Origin of the sequence: Dyadobacter chenhuakuii (genome assembly GCF_023821985.2) — a bacterium.
GTDB lineage: Bacteria > Bacteroidota > Bacteroidia > Cytophagales > Spirosomataceae > Dyadobacter > Dyadobacter chenhuakuii.
In genome coordinates this window covers 156,140-173,195 of sequence record NZ_CP098805.1, presented here as the reverse complement: position 1 = coordinate 173,195, position 17,056 = coordinate 156,140, and the positions used below count along the sequence as shown (strand labels likewise).

Annotated in this window: 14 protein-coding genes; 5 read left to right on the top strand and 9 right to left on the bottom strand. The window is 44.6% G+C overall.

Annotated features, from left to right (window positions below; genetic code table 11):
- The first annotated feature begins 45 nt into the window (after positions 1 to 45).
- The 3 genes from NFI80_RS00790 to NFI80_RS00780 all read left to right on the top strand — a co-directional run bounded on the left by NFI80_RS00790 (position 46) and on the right by NFI80_RS00780 (position 3,016).
- Positions 46 to 1,083 carry a Rossmann-fold NAD(P)-binding domain-containing protein gene (locus NFI80_RS00790; RefSeq protein ID WP_235164341.1) on the top strand — a complete coding sequence of 346 codons (1,038 nt, stop codon included), beginning with the start codon at positions 46 to 48 and terminating at the stop codon, positions 1,081 to 1,083.
- A gap of 331 nt (positions 1,084 to 1,414) precedes the next feature.
- Complete coding sequence (locus tag NFI80_RS00785; RefSeq protein WP_235164340.1) at positions 1,415 to 2,368, top strand: immunoglobulin domain-containing protein; 954 nt, start codon at positions 1,415 to 1,417, stop codon at positions 2,366 to 2,368.
- A gap of 45 nt (positions 2,369 to 2,413) precedes the next feature.
- The gene (locus tag NFI80_RS00780) at positions 2,414 to 3,016 is read left to right on the top strand and encodes a T9SS type B sorting domain-containing protein (protein ID WP_235164339.1); all 603 of its coding nucleotides are present in this window, start codon (positions 2,414 to 2,416) and stop codon (positions 3,014 to 3,016) included.
- 245 nt (positions 3,017 to 3,261) lie between these two features.
- Here NFI80_RS00780 and NFI80_RS00775 read toward each other — a convergent pair whose 3' ends face one another.
- Positions 3,262 to 4,383 (bottom strand): PQQ-binding-like beta-propeller repeat protein, encoded by a 1,122-nt coding sequence (locus NFI80_RS00775; RefSeq protein WP_235164338.1) that lies wholly within the window; start codon positions 4,381 to 4,383, stop codon positions 3,262 to 3,264.
- 364 nt (positions 4,384 to 4,747) lie between these two features.
- Positions 4,748 to 5,674: a hypothetical protein gene (locus tag NFI80_RS00770; protein ID WP_235164337.1), complete on the bottom strand. Its 927-nt coding sequence runs from the start codon at positions 5,672 to 5,674 to the stop codon at positions 4,748 to 4,750.
- 423 nt (positions 5,675 to 6,097) lie between these two features.
- Between NFI80_RS00770 and NFI80_RS00765 the strand changes: the two genes are divergently transcribed.
- A complete protein-coding gene (locus NFI80_RS00765; protein WP_235164336.1) occupies positions 6,098 to 6,826 on the top strand; it encodes an AraC family transcriptional regulator in 729 nt (242 codons plus the stop codon).
- A 65-nt stretch (positions 6,827 to 6,891) separates the two neighbouring features.
- Positions 6,892 to 7,380 carry a VOC family protein gene (locus NFI80_RS00760; protein ID WP_235164335.1) on the top strand — a complete coding sequence of 163 codons (489 nt, stop codon included), beginning with the start codon at positions 6,892 to 6,894 and terminating at the stop codon, positions 7,378 to 7,380.
- Between the two features lie 204 nt (positions 7,381 to 7,584).
- On the opposite strand, the gene NFI80_RS00755 is transcribed toward NFI80_RS00760, so the two are convergent.
- The 7 genes from NFI80_RS00755 to NFI80_RS00725 form a co-directional block, all read right to left on the bottom strand.
- Entirely contained in the window at positions 7,585 to 8,574 is a 990-nt protein-coding gene (locus NFI80_RS00755) for a nucleoside hydrolase (RefSeq protein ID WP_235164334.1), read from the bottom strand.
- Positions 8,575 to 8,674: 100 nt separating this feature from the next.
- Positions 8,675 to 10,132 carry a BNR-4 repeat-containing protein gene (locus NFI80_RS00750; RefSeq protein WP_235164333.1) on the bottom strand — a complete coding sequence of 486 codons (1,458 nt, stop codon included), beginning with the start codon at positions 10,130 to 10,132 and terminating at the stop codon, positions 8,675 to 8,677.
- Positions 10,133 to 10,177: 45 nt separating this feature from the next.
- On the bottom strand, positions 10,178 to 12,355 hold the full coding sequence (locus NFI80_RS00745; protein WP_235164332.1) for a polysaccharide lyase family 8 super-sandwich domain-containing protein: 2,178 nt from the start codon (positions 12,353 to 12,355) through the stop codon (positions 10,178 to 10,180).
- Between the two features lie 26 nt (positions 12,356 to 12,381).
- Positions 12,382 to 14,247 carry a heparinase II/III domain-containing protein gene (locus NFI80_RS00740; protein ID WP_235164331.1) on the bottom strand — a complete coding sequence of 622 codons (1,866 nt, stop codon included), beginning with the start codon at positions 14,245 to 14,247 and terminating at the stop codon, positions 12,382 to 12,384.
- A gap of 2 nt (positions 14,248 to 14,249) precedes the next feature.
- Positions 14,250 to 15,413: an alginate lyase family protein gene (locus NFI80_RS00735; RefSeq protein WP_235164330.1), complete on the bottom strand. Its 1,164-nt coding sequence runs from the start codon at positions 15,411 to 15,413 to the stop codon at positions 14,250 to 14,252.
- A 210-nt stretch (positions 15,414 to 15,623) separates the two neighbouring features.
- Positions 15,624 to 16,607, bottom strand: a complete 984-nt coding sequence (locus NFI80_RS00730; RefSeq protein WP_235164329.1) for a DUF4466 family protein — start codon at positions 16,605 to 16,607, stop codon at positions 15,624 to 15,626.
- An 18-nt stretch (positions 16,608 to 16,625) separates the two neighbouring features.
- Positions 16,626 to 17,033, bottom strand: a complete 408-nt coding sequence (locus tag NFI80_RS00725; protein WP_235164328.1) for an SGBP N-terminal domain-containing protein — start codon at positions 17,031 to 17,033, stop codon at positions 16,626 to 16,628.
- Positions 17,034 to 17,056: the final 23 nt, after the last annotated feature.

Sequence of the window (17,056 nt, the reverse complement as noted above, 5' to 3'; positions counted from 1 at the left end):
TACTAAAGTGAAGTAATTGAATTGTACTGATTTTTAAAAAATAACATGGAATTAAAAAGAAAACGGATCTTGATTATAGGCGGTTACGGAATGGTAGGTAGCAACATAGCCCGGTTGATCAGACGTGCAGATACCAGCATAGAATTGGTTCTCTCCGGCAGAAACCCTCAAAACGGTGAACAGCTGGCCGCTGAATTAAAGAACGCAAAAACAGCCTATGTTAACTTGGAGGAAGGACTTGATTTAAGCAAACTCGGTAACATCGATCTTATCATAACAGCGATGCAAGACCGGAGCAATATTTCAAGGGAGACTGCCATTTCGAATGGTATCGCTTGTATTACCGTCAGTGAATTAGCTGATCAAATCGCTCCGATAACATTTTTAAGTCTGCATAAACCGATTGTTGCCCCGATCGTCTTTGCTGGCCATTGGCAAGCAGGATTATTGACGCTTGCTGTTAAACACCTGGCCACCAAATTTAATTATATCACAAGTATTGAAATGGCAGGATTGTATGACACGAAGGACCAGGTAGGGCCGGAGGTTGCAAATGATGTCAACGGTTTTATAGGTCAGGCGCTAATCCGGCAAGATGGAGAGTGGCTATCCGTGCCCGCAAAAGATAACCCAAGAGAGATCTGCTTATACAATCGGTCTCTGGCCAAAGCTTATCCATTGAGTACGCTGGATGTTCCAAGTATTGCCGCTTTTACTAATGCTGCCAACATTCGATTTGATTTTGCTACGGGTGAATCCATTGGCAGCAGTAGAGGTTTAGAAGCCTCGCATGATCTGTATATCGATATGGAGGGTTTGTTGTTATCCGGAGAAAAGAAAAAGCTTCGAATGATTGTGTCTGGCAAAAAAGGAAACGCTCGAATGACCGCGGTGGGTGTCTATTTAATAACAGAACGGATATTGGGCATTAATGGAAAAAACGCAACAATAGCCGGAGGCCTCTATCTTCCGGAAACAATCGTTCAGGTAGCTGATCTTATAAATCGTTTAAAGGATTTCGATATAGAATTCATTGACATTAATGCCTTTGGAAGTTTGATTCACTTTGAATCGCGCACCTAAACTGTACTTCCCAACGGCTCAAAATATAGTTCAAATGTAATTGATATAGCCGTTTCAGGCAAAGATGTGTACTGTGTTACTAATGTAGTGTATAACGGCAATACTAACGCCGCATGAATCTGGAAAAATGGTGTATCAGTAAAAACTACTAATAGTCGTACAAGCGCATTGGCTAGTTCAATATTTGTCAAAAACCCATAACTATGCTAAAATGTCCCTCACCAACGATAGGTGGCAAGATCACAAGTTTATTTTTATTTGATAAGTAAGCTAGCAGGAGCTTGCACTTGAGTAATTGCTTTCTCATATCGATTCGTCCATAAATTGAAATATGCAGACGAGAATAAAAAACGGCAGGCGGATGTTGGCAGATTTTCCGGCTTCTTTACTGTTGATGGTGGCTCTGTCCTTCTGCAATGATGTTTTTGCTTCCGGTTCAGAAGCAGCGTTGTTATCTTTTGAAGGTATTATGGTCCCCCCAGGTTCTGATTCAATCGTTTTACAAACACCAGATACGTATTGCCGTGATACTGATCCAATAATATTAACAGTCACTGGTGAGAATATTACATGGTATGCGGATGCAGCCCTAAAAACTAAGCTTGCGCAGGGGAACACCTATTATCCTTCTCCGTTAAACGTCACCACCACCTATTATTTAACTCAAAATGTCAATGGACTTGAATCTCCGCCACAGGCAATCACTATTGAAATTGTTGAGTTTTTTTTGACCGATGTCACGACAACACGTGCCAGCTGTGGAAAAAATGATGGAACGATGATCATTAATGCCAGGGGAGGTTCGGTCAGTCACCCACTGCATTACAGGCTGGATGATGGAGATTTACAGCTTTCCCCCGTTTTTACTAGTCTTTCACCAGGTACCTATAAACTGTCAGTTTACGCAGCTAATTGTTGGGGCTCAATCGACATTAAAGTGGATCAACGACCAACGCCGGTCATTTCTTTAGTTGATTCAATACTGCCTTATTGTGGAAACTCGAATGGTTCACTACGCATTGTCGCCTATGGTGGCTCCGGTTTATTAAGCTACTCTATAGACGGCATTGATTTCAAAACCGATAATTTGTTTGGAAATCTGAACGGAGGGGCATACACCGTTTTTGTGAAAGACGATAGCCTATGCGTCGCTTCCCGGCAAGTTTTCCTGAAAAATAGTGTAAAGCTCAAAATGAATACCATTGAAGTAATGCCAACAAGCTGTGGAAAATCCAATGGTCAGATAAGAGTTGCCGCAGCGGAAGGAAATGGAGCAGTAATGTAATCTCTAACGGGTCATTCCGATCAGTCACAAAACACATTTGACAATTTGGAAGCAGGTAGCTATCAGCTATCAGCCAAGGACGAAGACGGCTGCACTGACACGCAAGTTGTGATAGTCGAAGGAAGCGAGGGGCCTGTGATTACGCGTATTAACACACAGATGCCAACTTGCAACTTGCCAGATGGTCAGCTGACTATTTCTACCGGTGGCATAGGTAATTATTATTATAGTCTTGATGGGCGGGCTTACCAGCGAGATTCTTCGTTTGCTGGACTTTTGGCAGGGACTTACTTGATAGCTGTAAAAGATGATTCAAACTGTATTGCTGAGCAAAGTATTGACCTGGGCGAGCCCTGCCGTCAGCTGTTTTACCTACCTACTTCGTTCACGCCAAACAATGACGGCATCAATGATGGCTGGGCTATTTTCTTTCCGGATGTCAGTCTGCAAATAGAGCAGCTAACCGTTTATAACCGCTGGGGTAATGTTATTTTTTTTAGCAAGCCAGGAACTGTACAAAGTGGAACAATTCTTTGGGACGGAATTTATAAAGGGGGCAGTGCAAATGGTATATTCACTTATCGATTGCTGATGAAGATGCCCTCAGGTCAAAGCCGCGTTTCTAATGGCGCAGTCATAGCGCTATAAAAGACACATTTTGCTAGGTCGCCCAGATAAATTTGACATCATTATCTATTTGCCGCGAGTGCAGATTAAATCGGACAATGATTTTTTGCAATTACCTGTCTGCTGCATCATCTTCAATAATTATGATCGGGCTTTGTTGGTTCATAGCCAGTAACTATGTTATGTCTTAGAAGAGACTCAGATTAAACTGGTTAGATCTAAGGGAAGTCTTTTTCTAGTCATTTCTCCATCTTATTTATTTTGCATTATTCCTGTACGCCGCTCACTCCGGAGTGGTATACATTACCGCTTGCAGTCACCACGCAGGGGGAAGAATTAATTAGACCCTCAGTTTGAAAGACCCATTCGCTGGCACCAGTAGTAGCATCAAGTGCATAGATTTTTTTTTCGCCGGTACAGGCGTATATTTTCCCTTCTGCGGCAGTTAGGCTTGAGTACATGGCGGGCCTCATGTCGTCCGTAATAAGTTGCCATTTTTTTAGGCCGGTAACCGCGTCGACCGCATACAATCTACCAGGGATACTTCCTACATACACAAAACCATTGCTGACGGTAGGGCTGGACATCCCTGTAATGCCAATCTCAAATTGCCATTTTTCTATTCCGGTGGCCGCATCCAGAGCGCGCAGTTTGAAGTCAAAGCTGGTTATATACACCAAACCGTTTTTAACTGTCGGGCTCGAATCAATACTTGCTTCTGTCTTAAATTCCCATTTTTTGGCACCGGTAGCTGCGTCAATGGCAAAAAGTGTCCTTTGAAAGTCACATGCGTAGACCACCCCATTGGCAAATGTAGGGCTCGTCGGGGTCGTCGCACTCGTACCGCTCATTGCAAACTCCCATTTTTTTGCCCCTGTAACAGCATCAAGCGCATATACCTTCTTGCCTTCACTTCCCACAAACACGACCCCATTCACCACCATAGGACTCGAATCCACACTACCCTCTGCTGCAAACTCCCATTTTTTGGCACCCGTAGCTGCATCCAGTGCGTATAGCTTTTGGTCAGTACTGCCTATATATACCACCCCATTTACAACGTATGGGCTGGAAAAAATAAGTCCATCCGTTGCAAACTCCCATTTTTTCGCCCCAGTAGCAGCATTCACGGCATATACCTTCTTATCAAAACTTCCTACATATACTACCCCATTTACAAAAGAGGGGCTAGAAAAGATAGCTCCATCAGTTGCAAAAGCCCACTTTTTCAAACCAGTAGTGGCATTAATCGCGTACAGATTTTTGTCATCGCTACCCACATACACGGTTCCAGTAACATCAGGCTCGGGTTCAGGGGTATTTTTCTTTTTGCAAGATGTAAAGCTATATACAATCAATAAAAGGGTAAATAGGCGGATGAACTTCATTGAGTTGACTTGATATAAAATATTTTTCGATAATAATAATCAAAAATAATTCTATTCTAGGTTAAACTCGATCAATGACTACATATCCTTACACTCCTAATGATAACATAGTGAATTTAGGTGTCAGAAATACGACATGTAAGCTCGGTGCATAAAGACAGCTCTTAGCTAGATCCGTTTTTACAATTGACCTTTCCCTAGCAAATGAGACAATTTAAAACTAGGAATTTTGGTGGTAAAAACGCATCGAAAACGTATGAACTTTTGATTGGGAACAATTAAGAGGTGCTGCGGAAAAGATAGAAGTAGGTTTTCCTAAAAGGCCAGCGACAACAGTTTATTTAAAAACGGTGGGCGGTCTCTCTTACGGCATCTTTTCAATAATATAACATGGTGCCATCTTTTTCTCTGTTATCCCTATATTAACTTCTTTCATCTGTACGGTAAATTGCAACCCATTTTTTTGCCATTTTACCGGGGTCAAGCCGGATACAGTCGACTCATATCCAAAATATTTCGCTACATCGCTGAAAGCAGAAAGATCACTCGCATACTTATTGATCCCCGTCACGGAAACCAGTTTGTCGTTTTCGAAAGCGAACGCTAAGAAGTTGGTCGCCCCTAACTGTGAATCAAATAGAAGGCTTTTTAGGAATAGGTCGGGGCCAACTTGTAAGAACTCCGAATCGGGAACATTTAATTCGTCTTTTTCCACTTTTTTAACTTCCTCGCGAGACATTCCAAAATTCGTATGAATCACATCTACGATCCTTTCAACTACTTCAATTTTAATTTTCGTAGAGCGGGATACCGATAAATTAAGCGCTTCGATTTTAAGAGTGGGTGTAAAGGTAAACTCTTCATTTACTGGACTGAAAAACTCAAAAGTGTTAACATACTCGCGCACCTGTTTGAGAGGATGCATTTCATCCGAGCGTAGGCTCATTATGGGAGTGTAATTAGTCGGGTTCACATTAAAACTTAGAAAGGGATAATAGCCCAAGACACCAATTTTGTATACGTACTTCCCTGGATCCATACGCATGCCAACCCTTCCTTTATATATGATAAACCTATATAGCAAATCCTTCGGAGGTGTACTCACAATATCGTCGTTATAATAAATTCCCCCATTTCCACTGATTGACGTGGTATCTTTCCCTACCTGCTCATTACCATCAAGTTTTTCAATATCCTTTTTTTTGCAGGACAAAATCAGAAAAACAAAAAGTAAAGAACAGCAGAATAAGTTGGCCGCGTGAGTGCCTGTTTTGATTTGATGTATATCCACGAGAGGTTGCATTTAGATTGGTGTTGTTTTTGCCCACCAACATCGGTATCTTATTTGAGGATCGCATAGTAGCTCTCAAAGATAAAAATAAATACAAGTTGCTTAAAGGCAATTCTCAAAATAAAGCTATCCATCCGCTGTTAGTATAAATCTACCATGGAATGTACTACATGACCTAATCCAGAGATTCATTTTGTAACCGCTATTGGCGTTTCGCAATCTCGGTGGCGGCCGTTGCACAACTGTTTTTCAAGAGTTCAGGATTTATCCAGCCTCAGCATTTAGATCAAAAATGCATTATATTTTCATGTCTTATAAAATCAGTATAAAGTGAATCTTGAAAGCTATCGTCCCTCTGCCGACCTTGCCTCATTCGTCAAATGCTTTTAGACATTAGAGGGGCAGGCAGGTATTAATACACCAATGCAACGTGTGCTTCCAGATGGGTGCATCGAATTGTTCTTTATTCTCGGCGACGATGTAAGGCGTTTTGTTTCGGAAAATGAATTTATCATTCAACCACGCGCGATGGTTCTGGGACAGATAACCGAACCTCTCTACATTCAGCCGACTGGAAAAGTCAGCTGTTTTGCGGTACGTTTTTATCCTTACGGTTTTGCCAATTTCGTAGAAACGCCCATCGTAAATCTGGCCAATACAGAAACGCCAATTGCAATGCTTTTTGGAGAAGAACAGGCTGAGTGTATTTCAAAGCAAATCATTAATGCCAGCCATACTGAGGAAAGGATAGCGCTGATTGAGGCATTTTTATTGAAAAGAATCAATGACAGCGCTGTTAGAGAGAGGATCGTAGAATCAACCATTGAAGCATTGCTGCTAGCCAACGGAAGCACAGCGATCAATTCGATGATGAAAAACGACTTATCCAAAAGAAGAAAACTCGAACGGTCATTCGCACGTCACATTGGTATTAGTCCTAAACAATTGGGAAAAGTGATTCGTCTGCAAGCGGTGCTAAAAATTCTTCTTGCTAGGGAATCGGCAGATTTGCTGCAGGTTGCCTATGATCACGATTATTATGATCAAGCGCATTTTATTAACGATTTCAAAGAATTGACAGGCACAAGCCCGGGACGTTTTCTGTCTGACGATACGCTTTCGCTGTCAACACTTCTTTATTCGGCTGGATAGTGTCGCAATTTTACAATTGCGGTTGCTTCGATGCGGCTACATTTGCTGCATAACAAGTATCGAACATGAAGCAACTAATTGCCGCCATCTTTCTAGCCGCTGTCACAGTTTCCGGCTGCTCATCTGACAACAAATCAGATTCACAAATCACTGATTCACTATCTTTTCCAAAAACCGCAAAAAACATGAAAAACCTGGTTTCCATCGTCGAGATCCCCACCGACTCTTTTCAAAGAGCAGTAGCATTTTATCAGTCCATACTCGACTTACGCATTGAACAGCTAGATATGCAAGGAACGAAGATGGGGCTTTTTTCTAGTGAAGAAGGCTCCGTCAATGTTGCGCTAATCCATGGACTTGATTATAAACCCTCAGATCGGGGCACGCTGATTTATTTAAATGGTGGAGACGATTTACAGTTAATACTGGATAAGGTTCAGCCCAATGGTGGAAAAATCGTAATGCAAAAAACTGAGATCGATCCTCAAAATGGCTTTTTTGCGACATTCATCGATAGTGAAGGAAATAAGGTTGGTCTGCATTCATTCCAATGAACTTCGAAAGTGATCAGAGAAACCATGACTTAGGTGGGACGGGGTCTGCTATTGCTATACGTGTCAACCTATCCCCTGCTCCAAACCGAACGAAGTAGTTGGCTTCTGCTTTGAATTTACTCATGCTGATTTTATGAAAATTATTGCTACATGAGTCATGCAGACTTCTTGGACTTAACCGTAACACTCCAATGAAGGACATCATCATTTGGAGCTGTTACTTTCAAACATCAATTGATCGATATGTTGACGTATTTTCTCCGTGGCGGTATTGATCACAAGGTATCCGTGTATCTTATTTGATGGCCAAACCCACTTGTTACTTCCATCATCTGCTACCTTACAGTGCCCGTTTTTGTTTAACACGAAAAATGGTCCAGCTCCTTCAACTGCTTCTAATATTGTAATCTGGTCCCAGCTAGCACGCCCTTTAAAGCCGTTGTAGAGCTCATAGGCTTTGTACACCGGACTTCTTGGATCGCATTGGGCTTTAAAAGATTCGCCACCCGTCATTATTCGGCTACCTATTTCCCAGCCTGCAAATGTTACAGGCAAGGTCCATTTGATCAGGGAGTTAACAGTCGAGACGGGATCTGGGCGGTAAAAATTAGCTTCTTTGCCCTCAGGGAACTGCCCGCCCATGCAAGACCAGCGCTTTACTTTTTGTTTAACAAGTTCCTGACCACTTAAAGGGCTGATTGAATCAGGCGAAGAGTCGAGCAGCCTGCTCAGGCTGGTCAAATGTCCAATCGTAATGATGACAACGCTTTGATCAGGCTGGCTGGTCAGCAGCCTGCGATAAACCTTGGTTCCATCCTCAGCATCGGTATTTGAGCTAAACCTGGCTGAAAACTGCTCGGAAACCTGCCTGGTATATTTTGAAAATGCTTTGAGTGAATCTTTCTGACTTACCCCTATGGGAATGTCCTTACGGCCAAACCATATATTGATTGCATCCGTACATGCAGCACTGTATTTCTCGTCACTAGTTACGATTATCCCTAAAATTCGTGCTTTTTTCTGCCTTTCATAAGCGTGAAGCATAGCCAGGGCTCCTACATCGTCAACATCAGAATCCATATCAGTATCTAGTATTACAGATACCGGTTCCTGCTCAACCGTTTGTGCATGGACAGCACTGGGCAGTTGCACTATCAAAAACACAGTCAAACAAAAAGGCAGCAATAGGAGCATAAACCTGAATCAAAAAAACCCAATAAGGTGTTGAGTGCTTGGAGCTCAATTTAAAACTGCCTAGCCGCTATTTACTTGGTATTGAATGATTAAGATATTGCTAATTGTAAATCTCCGGCGTAATCATTGCATTAGTAGAATGTCGTGGCAACCTGTACACCACTCCTTTCGCATCGGTAAAGTACAAATAGGATTCAGAAGGCTTCCTACCGTGTCCATCGGCCCAAATACCGTAAAAATCGGATCTGGCATTGACCGGTTTACGAACATACGAATGGTTCATAGGACTATCTTTCGTCATCTGTCTCTCTAAACTCCATGTATTTCCACCGTCTTTGCTGCCCCACATAGCCACTTCTCCGCCCGGGTTGTAAGTCTGTGGGCCGTCAACGGTTGGTCCTATTACTTTGATATTTTTCTCTGATTCAACATAGACCGAACCCATGTCATAGTTGCTGTCCGAAGTGGTTACCACATGATGATCCCACCTTTTTTGTTTCCAGCGAAAAAGCGTCCATTGTCTGGGATCGTTGCCAGGGCCCGCCTGAAACCCTTTGCTTGCAATGACCAGAATGGCGGGCTTCTGTTGCTGGTCGAAGGTGATATCGAGCAGGTAACAATTTTGTTTTTCACCTGCATAATCGTGAACAAGCGCCAGGTTATCGGCATCGCTCAACGGCAAATTCGCCTGCTCCCCTTTTATATTTTGCCAGGTTTTGCCAAAGTCGGAAGTTTCCAGATAATGCAGGTTCGTTCTGTAATTGAGCCCTTTGCCTTTCGGATGATAGTCGAATGCCACACCTACTTTGCCATTCGACTCCGCGCTGACCTGGTAATGCCCGTCCTGAATGTGGGCAAGCACTTTCCACTCGTTCCAATGCACGCCGTCTTTGGTTGTATTGAAGCCGATCACGCGGTGACCTGCCTTATTGTATTTTGTAAAAAGGGCAATAAAGCCTTTTCCTTTCATAGGATAGACCTGAAAATAAGAGAAGTTCTTGAATGGAACCTCCTTTCCATCAACTATTTCCGTCGCCTGTATGCTTTCAAAATCCTGAATGTTAAAAGGCTCTTTGCTCTTGTGAATATAAGAAGGGCGGGTAATCCCGTGCGACGTGGAAAAGATCCATATATATCCCTGGTCATCAATCGAGATCACCGGATTATCGTGGGCGTCGGTTGTTTTCTTATCAAGCAAAATAACGGGGTTTGCCAGCTTACCGGAATCATGGTCAAAGTACGACACGTTGTGAAGCAGTGTCGAGTTTGTCTCATCAGTGCCGCCAAAGCAGAAAAATGTCTTATTTACTTTTTTTGAATAAACCGCAAATGGCCGGTGGTTTGCAGGATATACGGCTAGTCCACCACTATATTTATACACATACTCATCATTGGAAGGCTGATTCATATACCAAATTCCTTTGAAACCATTGGCTTTTCGTAGGATGAGCTCCGCTTCGGCGTATTTGAGGTCCGCAGATATCTCCTGGGCCAGCAATGTGCCTGCGGTTAAGCTTAGAAATACCGCGTAAATGATCTGCCTAAATTTATTTTTCATCTGGAAATTATTTATTTCTTTATTCTGTCGGCTGGTATTCAGTAACTATGCTTTGTCCGGCCATTCCGCCATCCGGCATCTGAAAGGTAGCAGCGTTCTGCCCATACCGGCGTTCGAAAGCTGAACATGGTCAGAAACCGCTTTAAGATTGCCGCTGACTTCCAAGTGCAGCTGCGCGTGGTTGCCGGCAGGATCGGATAGCGTTATTTTGGCTATTTGATTAGCTGTTAATTGGAGCATTACCATACACGCTTCTTTTGCCTTAACTGAAAGCCCTTCTGTAAGCTGTATGGTCCCTGGCTCATAAAAAACAATTTGTACCACACCCAGCCCGATGTGACGGACTGCCTGCATTTGAGAAGAATTGGCAATGACCTGTACCGGAAGTCTCTGGCGATAGGTCGAGATTTCAGTAGCGCCAATTCCAGGAACAACAATGTAGTTGTAGCCCGCATCAGTAGGTTTTGAACCGTGATCAAGCCAGGCCTTAAACACATCTTTATTGATCTTTTCGTCTGTAGCCCAAGTGTGGTGATTTATTTGCCGCCAGCTGCCGGTCTGCTGCTGATTGCTTACATCCAAGCGCAATGGTTCAGTAAATATATAGGCCGTACTATCATGATGTAACCAGCTTGCTTTGTCCAACTTATGTGCACCTTTTTCCAGCGTAAGGGTTTTGCCCCCTACTCCCGCCGACACCTGCCCAGATAACAGACTTTGGTTCAATGTGGTTACTACGTTATATTCGGCATTCGATGTGACGCCCGCTCCTAGTGCAACATATTCTTTGTCAAAAAAGAACCACGCTTTTTTTGCTTTCAACGGATCATGCACGCTGGCAAAATCGAATGCAGCTGCTCCGTAGCGTTGATCGGTTACCCCGCCTGTGAAAGCATTGATACCTTGTTTTGCAAGCTCTTTCCAGTGCGGTAGCTCAGGTTTCTGCAATACAGTTGTTCCCGGGACTTTCTGCCAGTCCCAAACCGGAAAAATCTGGTCGTATTCATGACCAGTCCGGGTGATGAAATTGCTACCGTCGCCATAATGGTGGCTTTTTAAGCCTTCCTCATTGTGCGGCTGCTCCATATTCGCAGCGCGCTTGCTATGCATACGTACGGAAGCATAGTAGCCGGGCCGCTGGTGGGTATAATAGTGCGAATGCCAGAAATAATAATCTTTTCTCAGGTTCGGCTTTGCTTCCCCTTTCCTGATCCGGATGATATTTTCAAGTTCGGCTTTTCGATAGGAAGTTGCTGCCAGCAGATTCTCCGCCAGTTCAGGACCGGCTGGTTTCAATGCACCTTTTCGAGTGATTCCGCGGTTCTCAGCACCAGGATCAGGATATTTTCCAAAAGCATGCGATTGACAGACCCCATCCAGAAAATAATCGACGAGCAGTTTCATCGGCTCATCGGGCAACCTGTATTTGGTACCTTCCGTTTTGACAGCCCAATATGCAAATGCATTCGCATACCCAGTCCCGTAGGCCAATGTTGAAATCACATTGTCGGTCCGGTGGTGAAAGCTAAGGTCTGGTTTTAAGCCGCGGCCAGTCGAAACTTTAATTTCCGACACCATCACTTCCATAACGTGGCCCAGCACTTCGGGATTTCTCTGAAAAAGTGCCTGCTTGCCACGCATTCCAGCAATCTGAATCAGGTCACCGCCTGGGCGTGCACCCGAAGCTTCCAGGTTAGCCCTGCCCGCTATCCTTACGCCCTCTTTTTTTTGATTTTCGGTCAGCTCCTCATCCATGACAAGCAGGATATTAATCATTAACTGAGGCGTTCCCATTTCATTCCACCACCAGTTTTCACAAATAAAATCATGTACCAACCAAAAGTCGAGTGCATTGGAAACTGCTTTTTTCACTTCGGCTTTATGCAAAAAAGCAGAGCCTGGCTTTTTAAAAGCACGGGCCAATTCAAGCATATTCTTCAAATGCTCGCTATGTTCAAATCCCGTGCGGGAAACGTCTGTATAATTGATATCGGGCCAGGTGCCATCTTGCTTTTGTGTGTTGATCAAGGCCGCAATTTGCTGGACCCGCACGGGCGGTTCCAGCAAATCATCAAGGATGCGTTTTCTGATTTTTTCAAGATCGGCATCCGGCTGACCTTTGCCCGCTTCAACCGGCAAGGCAACATTGTCACCGGGTTTGCGTAATTGTTGGGCGTAGCCAAACTGCGCCAAAATCATCAACAGAAAGAATAATTTTTTCATCAGATTCGAGTTAGATGCAAAGGGTTTTATTTCCAGGCTGCAAGTGGTTTCACCTTTGGAATCTCCGTTGACTGTGAAAAAATTGCATTGAACTCCTCCGCAGTATTGGCCGGAATCGTCACTTCAAAGCCCACAAACTGCGTGTTGGGATTGGGCGCATCGTAGTCATGGGTCGGGGTCGTAGGCCAGGTTTTGATCACAATGTTTGCTTCCGTTACGAACAGAATGAACATTTTCTTCCCATTTTGGGACAGTTCCACCGTTTTTTGGTCAACCACTTTTACGGTGGCACCCGTCAGTAAGTTCCAGCGCATTTTAACAGCTTTGTCTGCTGTGTTCACTTCATCCCGCACTACAACCCATTTTTCGTTTAGGATCGAAATCCCTCTTTTGGCAGCAGTAATCTGATCTTTGTATAAATTGGAAAGATCAGTGACAGCCATCATTTCCGCTTTGCTGTCAGACCATGAATCGATCTTTGCATAGCCTTTCGCATTCACCAACTGACCGTCAAATGACAATGTATTGTGCGCAAAATTGTTGAGACGAAATACTTCCCAGCGTTGCGAATTCTGTGTGCGGTTCCAGAGATCCACTCCTTTCGTTTCCAAAGAATTATAGTCCTGCATCCCAAAATCCATTGCCCAGCGTTCGCCCTGTGCATCAATTACAAACGAGCCAATATCCATGTGCGCATGATTCACAGCTGGCGAACCAGTTTTTAGACCAACGAAAATCGCACTCGGACCAACCCAGGAAGTGCGCATCAATGCAACTGGTGAAGGCCCCTGCCCAACCCACTGCTTCTTTGATGGCGGCTTTACGGCGTCCAGGTTCGTTTTGATTCCCCAAATCAGCAGCGCAGGTAAGATCCGGTTGCCGACATTGCCGGCTGTCTGCGCTGAAAGCAGCTTTTTCTGCGTCCAAAGCAGCGACGGATCTTTGGTCTTTTCGGCAAACCAGAACATAGCCGGGCTCAATCCCTCCTTCAATCCGCTGTCGCCCCAGTTATGCGCCAATCCGGTCGGACCAACCAGATTTTGAAAAAACCCGGCAGTTTTCAGGAAACCCGGCGACTGCAAAAGTCCGAAATCCGTACCCAATGCCTTCTCTACTGCACTGACAAAAAGCACATTAAAACTCGTCCCATATCCCCAATAACTAAATCCCTCCGGATAAGCGCCGTCGGGCTCGTACGAGGGAATCATTGCTTTTGGAATGGTAGCAACAGCTCTTGCAATTACATTTGCCGCAATCTCCGGCTGAGTTTCGGCAATGGCCAATGCGCCAAATGAAATACCCGCGTTGCATACTTGGTTCCAGTTGTGCTCTGCATTCAGGAAAGCGCTGTATTTCTTTTCAAAAGAAGGTTCGATGCCTTTTTTTAAAATCGCATCTGCGATTTTAGTCCGGGCTTCGGCCGTTAATCCATCGTAAAGCCAGTCGTAGCCGATTGCGACGGCCATCGTCATTTCGGCCACGTCCAGAAAGTGAGTTGGGTTCCAATCCTCGAATGCAGACACCGCTAGCATTTCTTTTTCTGCGCGGCGGAGATATTTTTCGTCCCTGGTAGTCCGGTATGCGTAGGATAATTGAAAAACACGTCTTAAACATTCGCGCGACTTGTCGAGCAGCCGCTTCCCGATTTTAATTCGCTCCACGGGCGGCGTGTCCAGCAACTTATCGCATTCGGCCAGAATTTCCTGGTGAACCCCATTCCATTCCGGGTGTTTTTTGATTTGAGATAAAATTTGCTGCTCTTCCCCTTTCAGTAAAAGTATCCTGGGATGCTCCTCTTTCATGGATTTGAGCACATCGGTGCTGGATTGTGCCTGGCCGGAAAATCCGTTGAAACTCAGTAATATGATAAGCAGTACAACGATTCTTTTCATGGTTAAAGATTTGCGTTGGTGAGCAATAGCAGACTGTTTTCTTGATCGTTTCCCTCTTTTACTCCCGATAAATCCATATCAGGATACTTTTTTGAAATCGATTTGGCTATCCGGAAAAAACCGTCATACTTTATAGGCTTGATCTGCTGATGGGTCCATTCCTTTTTCTTTTGGGCAAAAGGCAGCATCCATTTAAATGCAGATTTTATGGATTTTCCGTCGGGCGTCACGTAGTTCCAAAGGTCAATGCCAACGTTATCTCCCAAAGCAGCGAGCTGAAAGAAACCTTGCAGGTTCATCATCGAGTAGTTCCAGGACACCGTGCGGGCAAGCTCGTGCGGCTGCGCCCCGCTGGTGTCAAGCTGACTGCTGATCCGCTTTTTGGTTTGTTGTTCTAAAATCTCCTTTGCCAGATCTGGCTGACCTGTAAAAAGTGCCATTGAGACCGTCTGGACATCGTACCAAGTGCCGTGATTATTATGCTCATCAGCCTCGTCCAAACCAATCGGACTCGTTCTCATCCAGTTCAGGAATGCTCTGTACCAATCCTGAATTTCGTGATAATCAGCAGCAGACAGACTTTTGGAATCTTTAAGCAGTTGCACCCCATCAATCAAAACAGCCAGGGCGCGGGTGTCAATGATACCAATCCCCCGTCCGTCGGTGCGGCCGGGAATGGCCTGTCCGAAGTTTAGATTAGGGTTCATGCGGGTTTTCTTATCCAAGAACCAAATCCTTAGTAGTTTAGCCGCTTGATCGGAATATTTGGTTTCACCGGTAAAATACCAGGCAAGGGAGAGCCGGTAAACATCCCGGCACAAGCTTCCGTGGTAATCGGCGTCTTTGATACTGAACCTTTCGGGATTTACCTGGCCATCTTTTCTGATGTAAGGCAGCCCATCGGCTTTTGTAGAATCCGGCCACCAGTACGGGCCAACGCTCATATAATCGTGCTTATCACCGCTCGGAGGCACTTTGCTTTTGTAGGTAACCGAGTAAGGCTCTGATTGCAATGCTTTGTCAGCCTGAGCCACTAAGTCCCGCAGTGCTTTTTGGAGCTGCTTATCGCCTTTTTTGATTTTGCATTTGGAGTCTTCCAGGAACTCTGGTTTGACTAAAAATGTCCGGACTTGATCAGCCGAATAAGTGGTGGCTTCTGACGCCATGCAATCGACGTTTTGAGCATGGAATATAGTCGTAACGGAGAATGAATTCGATTTTGCAAAAGTGCAAAAACACAAAATCAAACAGGCCGCCCCTTGGATGGACATGGCATTTTTTTTCATCATTAAGGGTGTTAGGAAGTAGAGAACTGCATTTCCCGCTGATTGCAGCGATTGCACCCGCGGAAAATGCAGTTAGATATTCAGCAATGCTTATTTCATTTGATAGCGCTTGATGCTGATCTTGGCGCTTCTGCCGCTGTTGTTAACCGAATTCACATAAACATAGGCGCGGTATTTCCCATCCTCCGTTTCTACCCACACGCCAGCTTCCGCTCGCATGTTGATGGCGTAATTGGGCGCCGTGGAGATGTTCAGCTGTTGAAAATCCAGGTCATCAATGTACACGCCATACTGCAAGCGGGCGAGATGAAAATCACGCAGGTTCCATACTTTTTGCACCTTAGTATTGCGGGTCGCGCCGGCCGGCAGGATTACACTGGGCAGGTAAGTTTTAGCGGAAGGCGCCACAAGTCCGTGTGAAAAAGTAATGTTTGGAATAGAACGATATAAATACACGAGGTCAATTTTGGAGGCATTCGCACCAGCAGTAGCGGCAGTATAAACGGCCATATCCTCGATGGAAATGAATGCTTTGGTGCTGTCGACTACGTCGAGATCAAGGACCAAATCCATTTCAGCAACTTTGTATGGACCCATTGAATAACTCACCGATTGTCCATTGCTGGCCTGCGCTGAAAATTTGAACGAAACCTCCTTCCCTTTTGCTGCGCCCGGAATGCGGTAAAAGTAACGCAGTGTAGCAGCGGAAGTATCTTTGGTAAAAGTCACAGTCGTTTTGCCGCCGCTGTTCACCGATTTGCTTCCAACTTCTATGCCCACGTCCTCACCGCTTCCATTGGTATAAAACGACCGGCTTTCAAGGTAAGTAGACTCACCGCCCGCAATGGTTGCTTCCACTTCGGCAGAAACAAGCTTGCCCATCGACTTGGGCAGCGCCATGGCGTAAGCAAACTCAATGTCCATTCCGACCAGGTTTGGTCCGAGCGTTCTCTTAATGACATCATTTTGAAGTTCCTGTTTCAACGTAGGGATTGCATATTCTTCCTCTTTACAGGAAGAAAGCGTTAAGCACCCGATCAAAACAAGAAAGTAATACAGACAGGTATTTTTCATGATCTTGCTGTTTAAGGGTTATGGGGTTTGCACGGTAAGATTAACCGTATAAGTTTTCCTGACCTTTCGGTTGCCCGACACAACAGTGTATTGCTTTGGGCTTGAAAGGTCGGAGAAATCCACTTTTCCGATGATTTTCGGATCGAGCTTGGCGTCGGTGACGAGCGTAAACTGCGGATAAAGATTTGTCAGGTCAGTACCATAAAAAACCTTCACATTGATCGTTTGGGCAGTGGTGTCAATGACTGCATTCTCCACCCTTACGGTTTGAAAATCAGGTCCAAGCAGTTCGAAGTTACTGACATAACATTGGCTGCGACTGGTGATCAGCAGCCCATCTTCGTCCACAGGGAAGTCTTCTTTACAGGATACCAGCACGCTGACTGTCAGCATCATTGCGGCGATCCATTTTATATTTTTTAGCATTGGGATAGATGTTAATGTTTTAA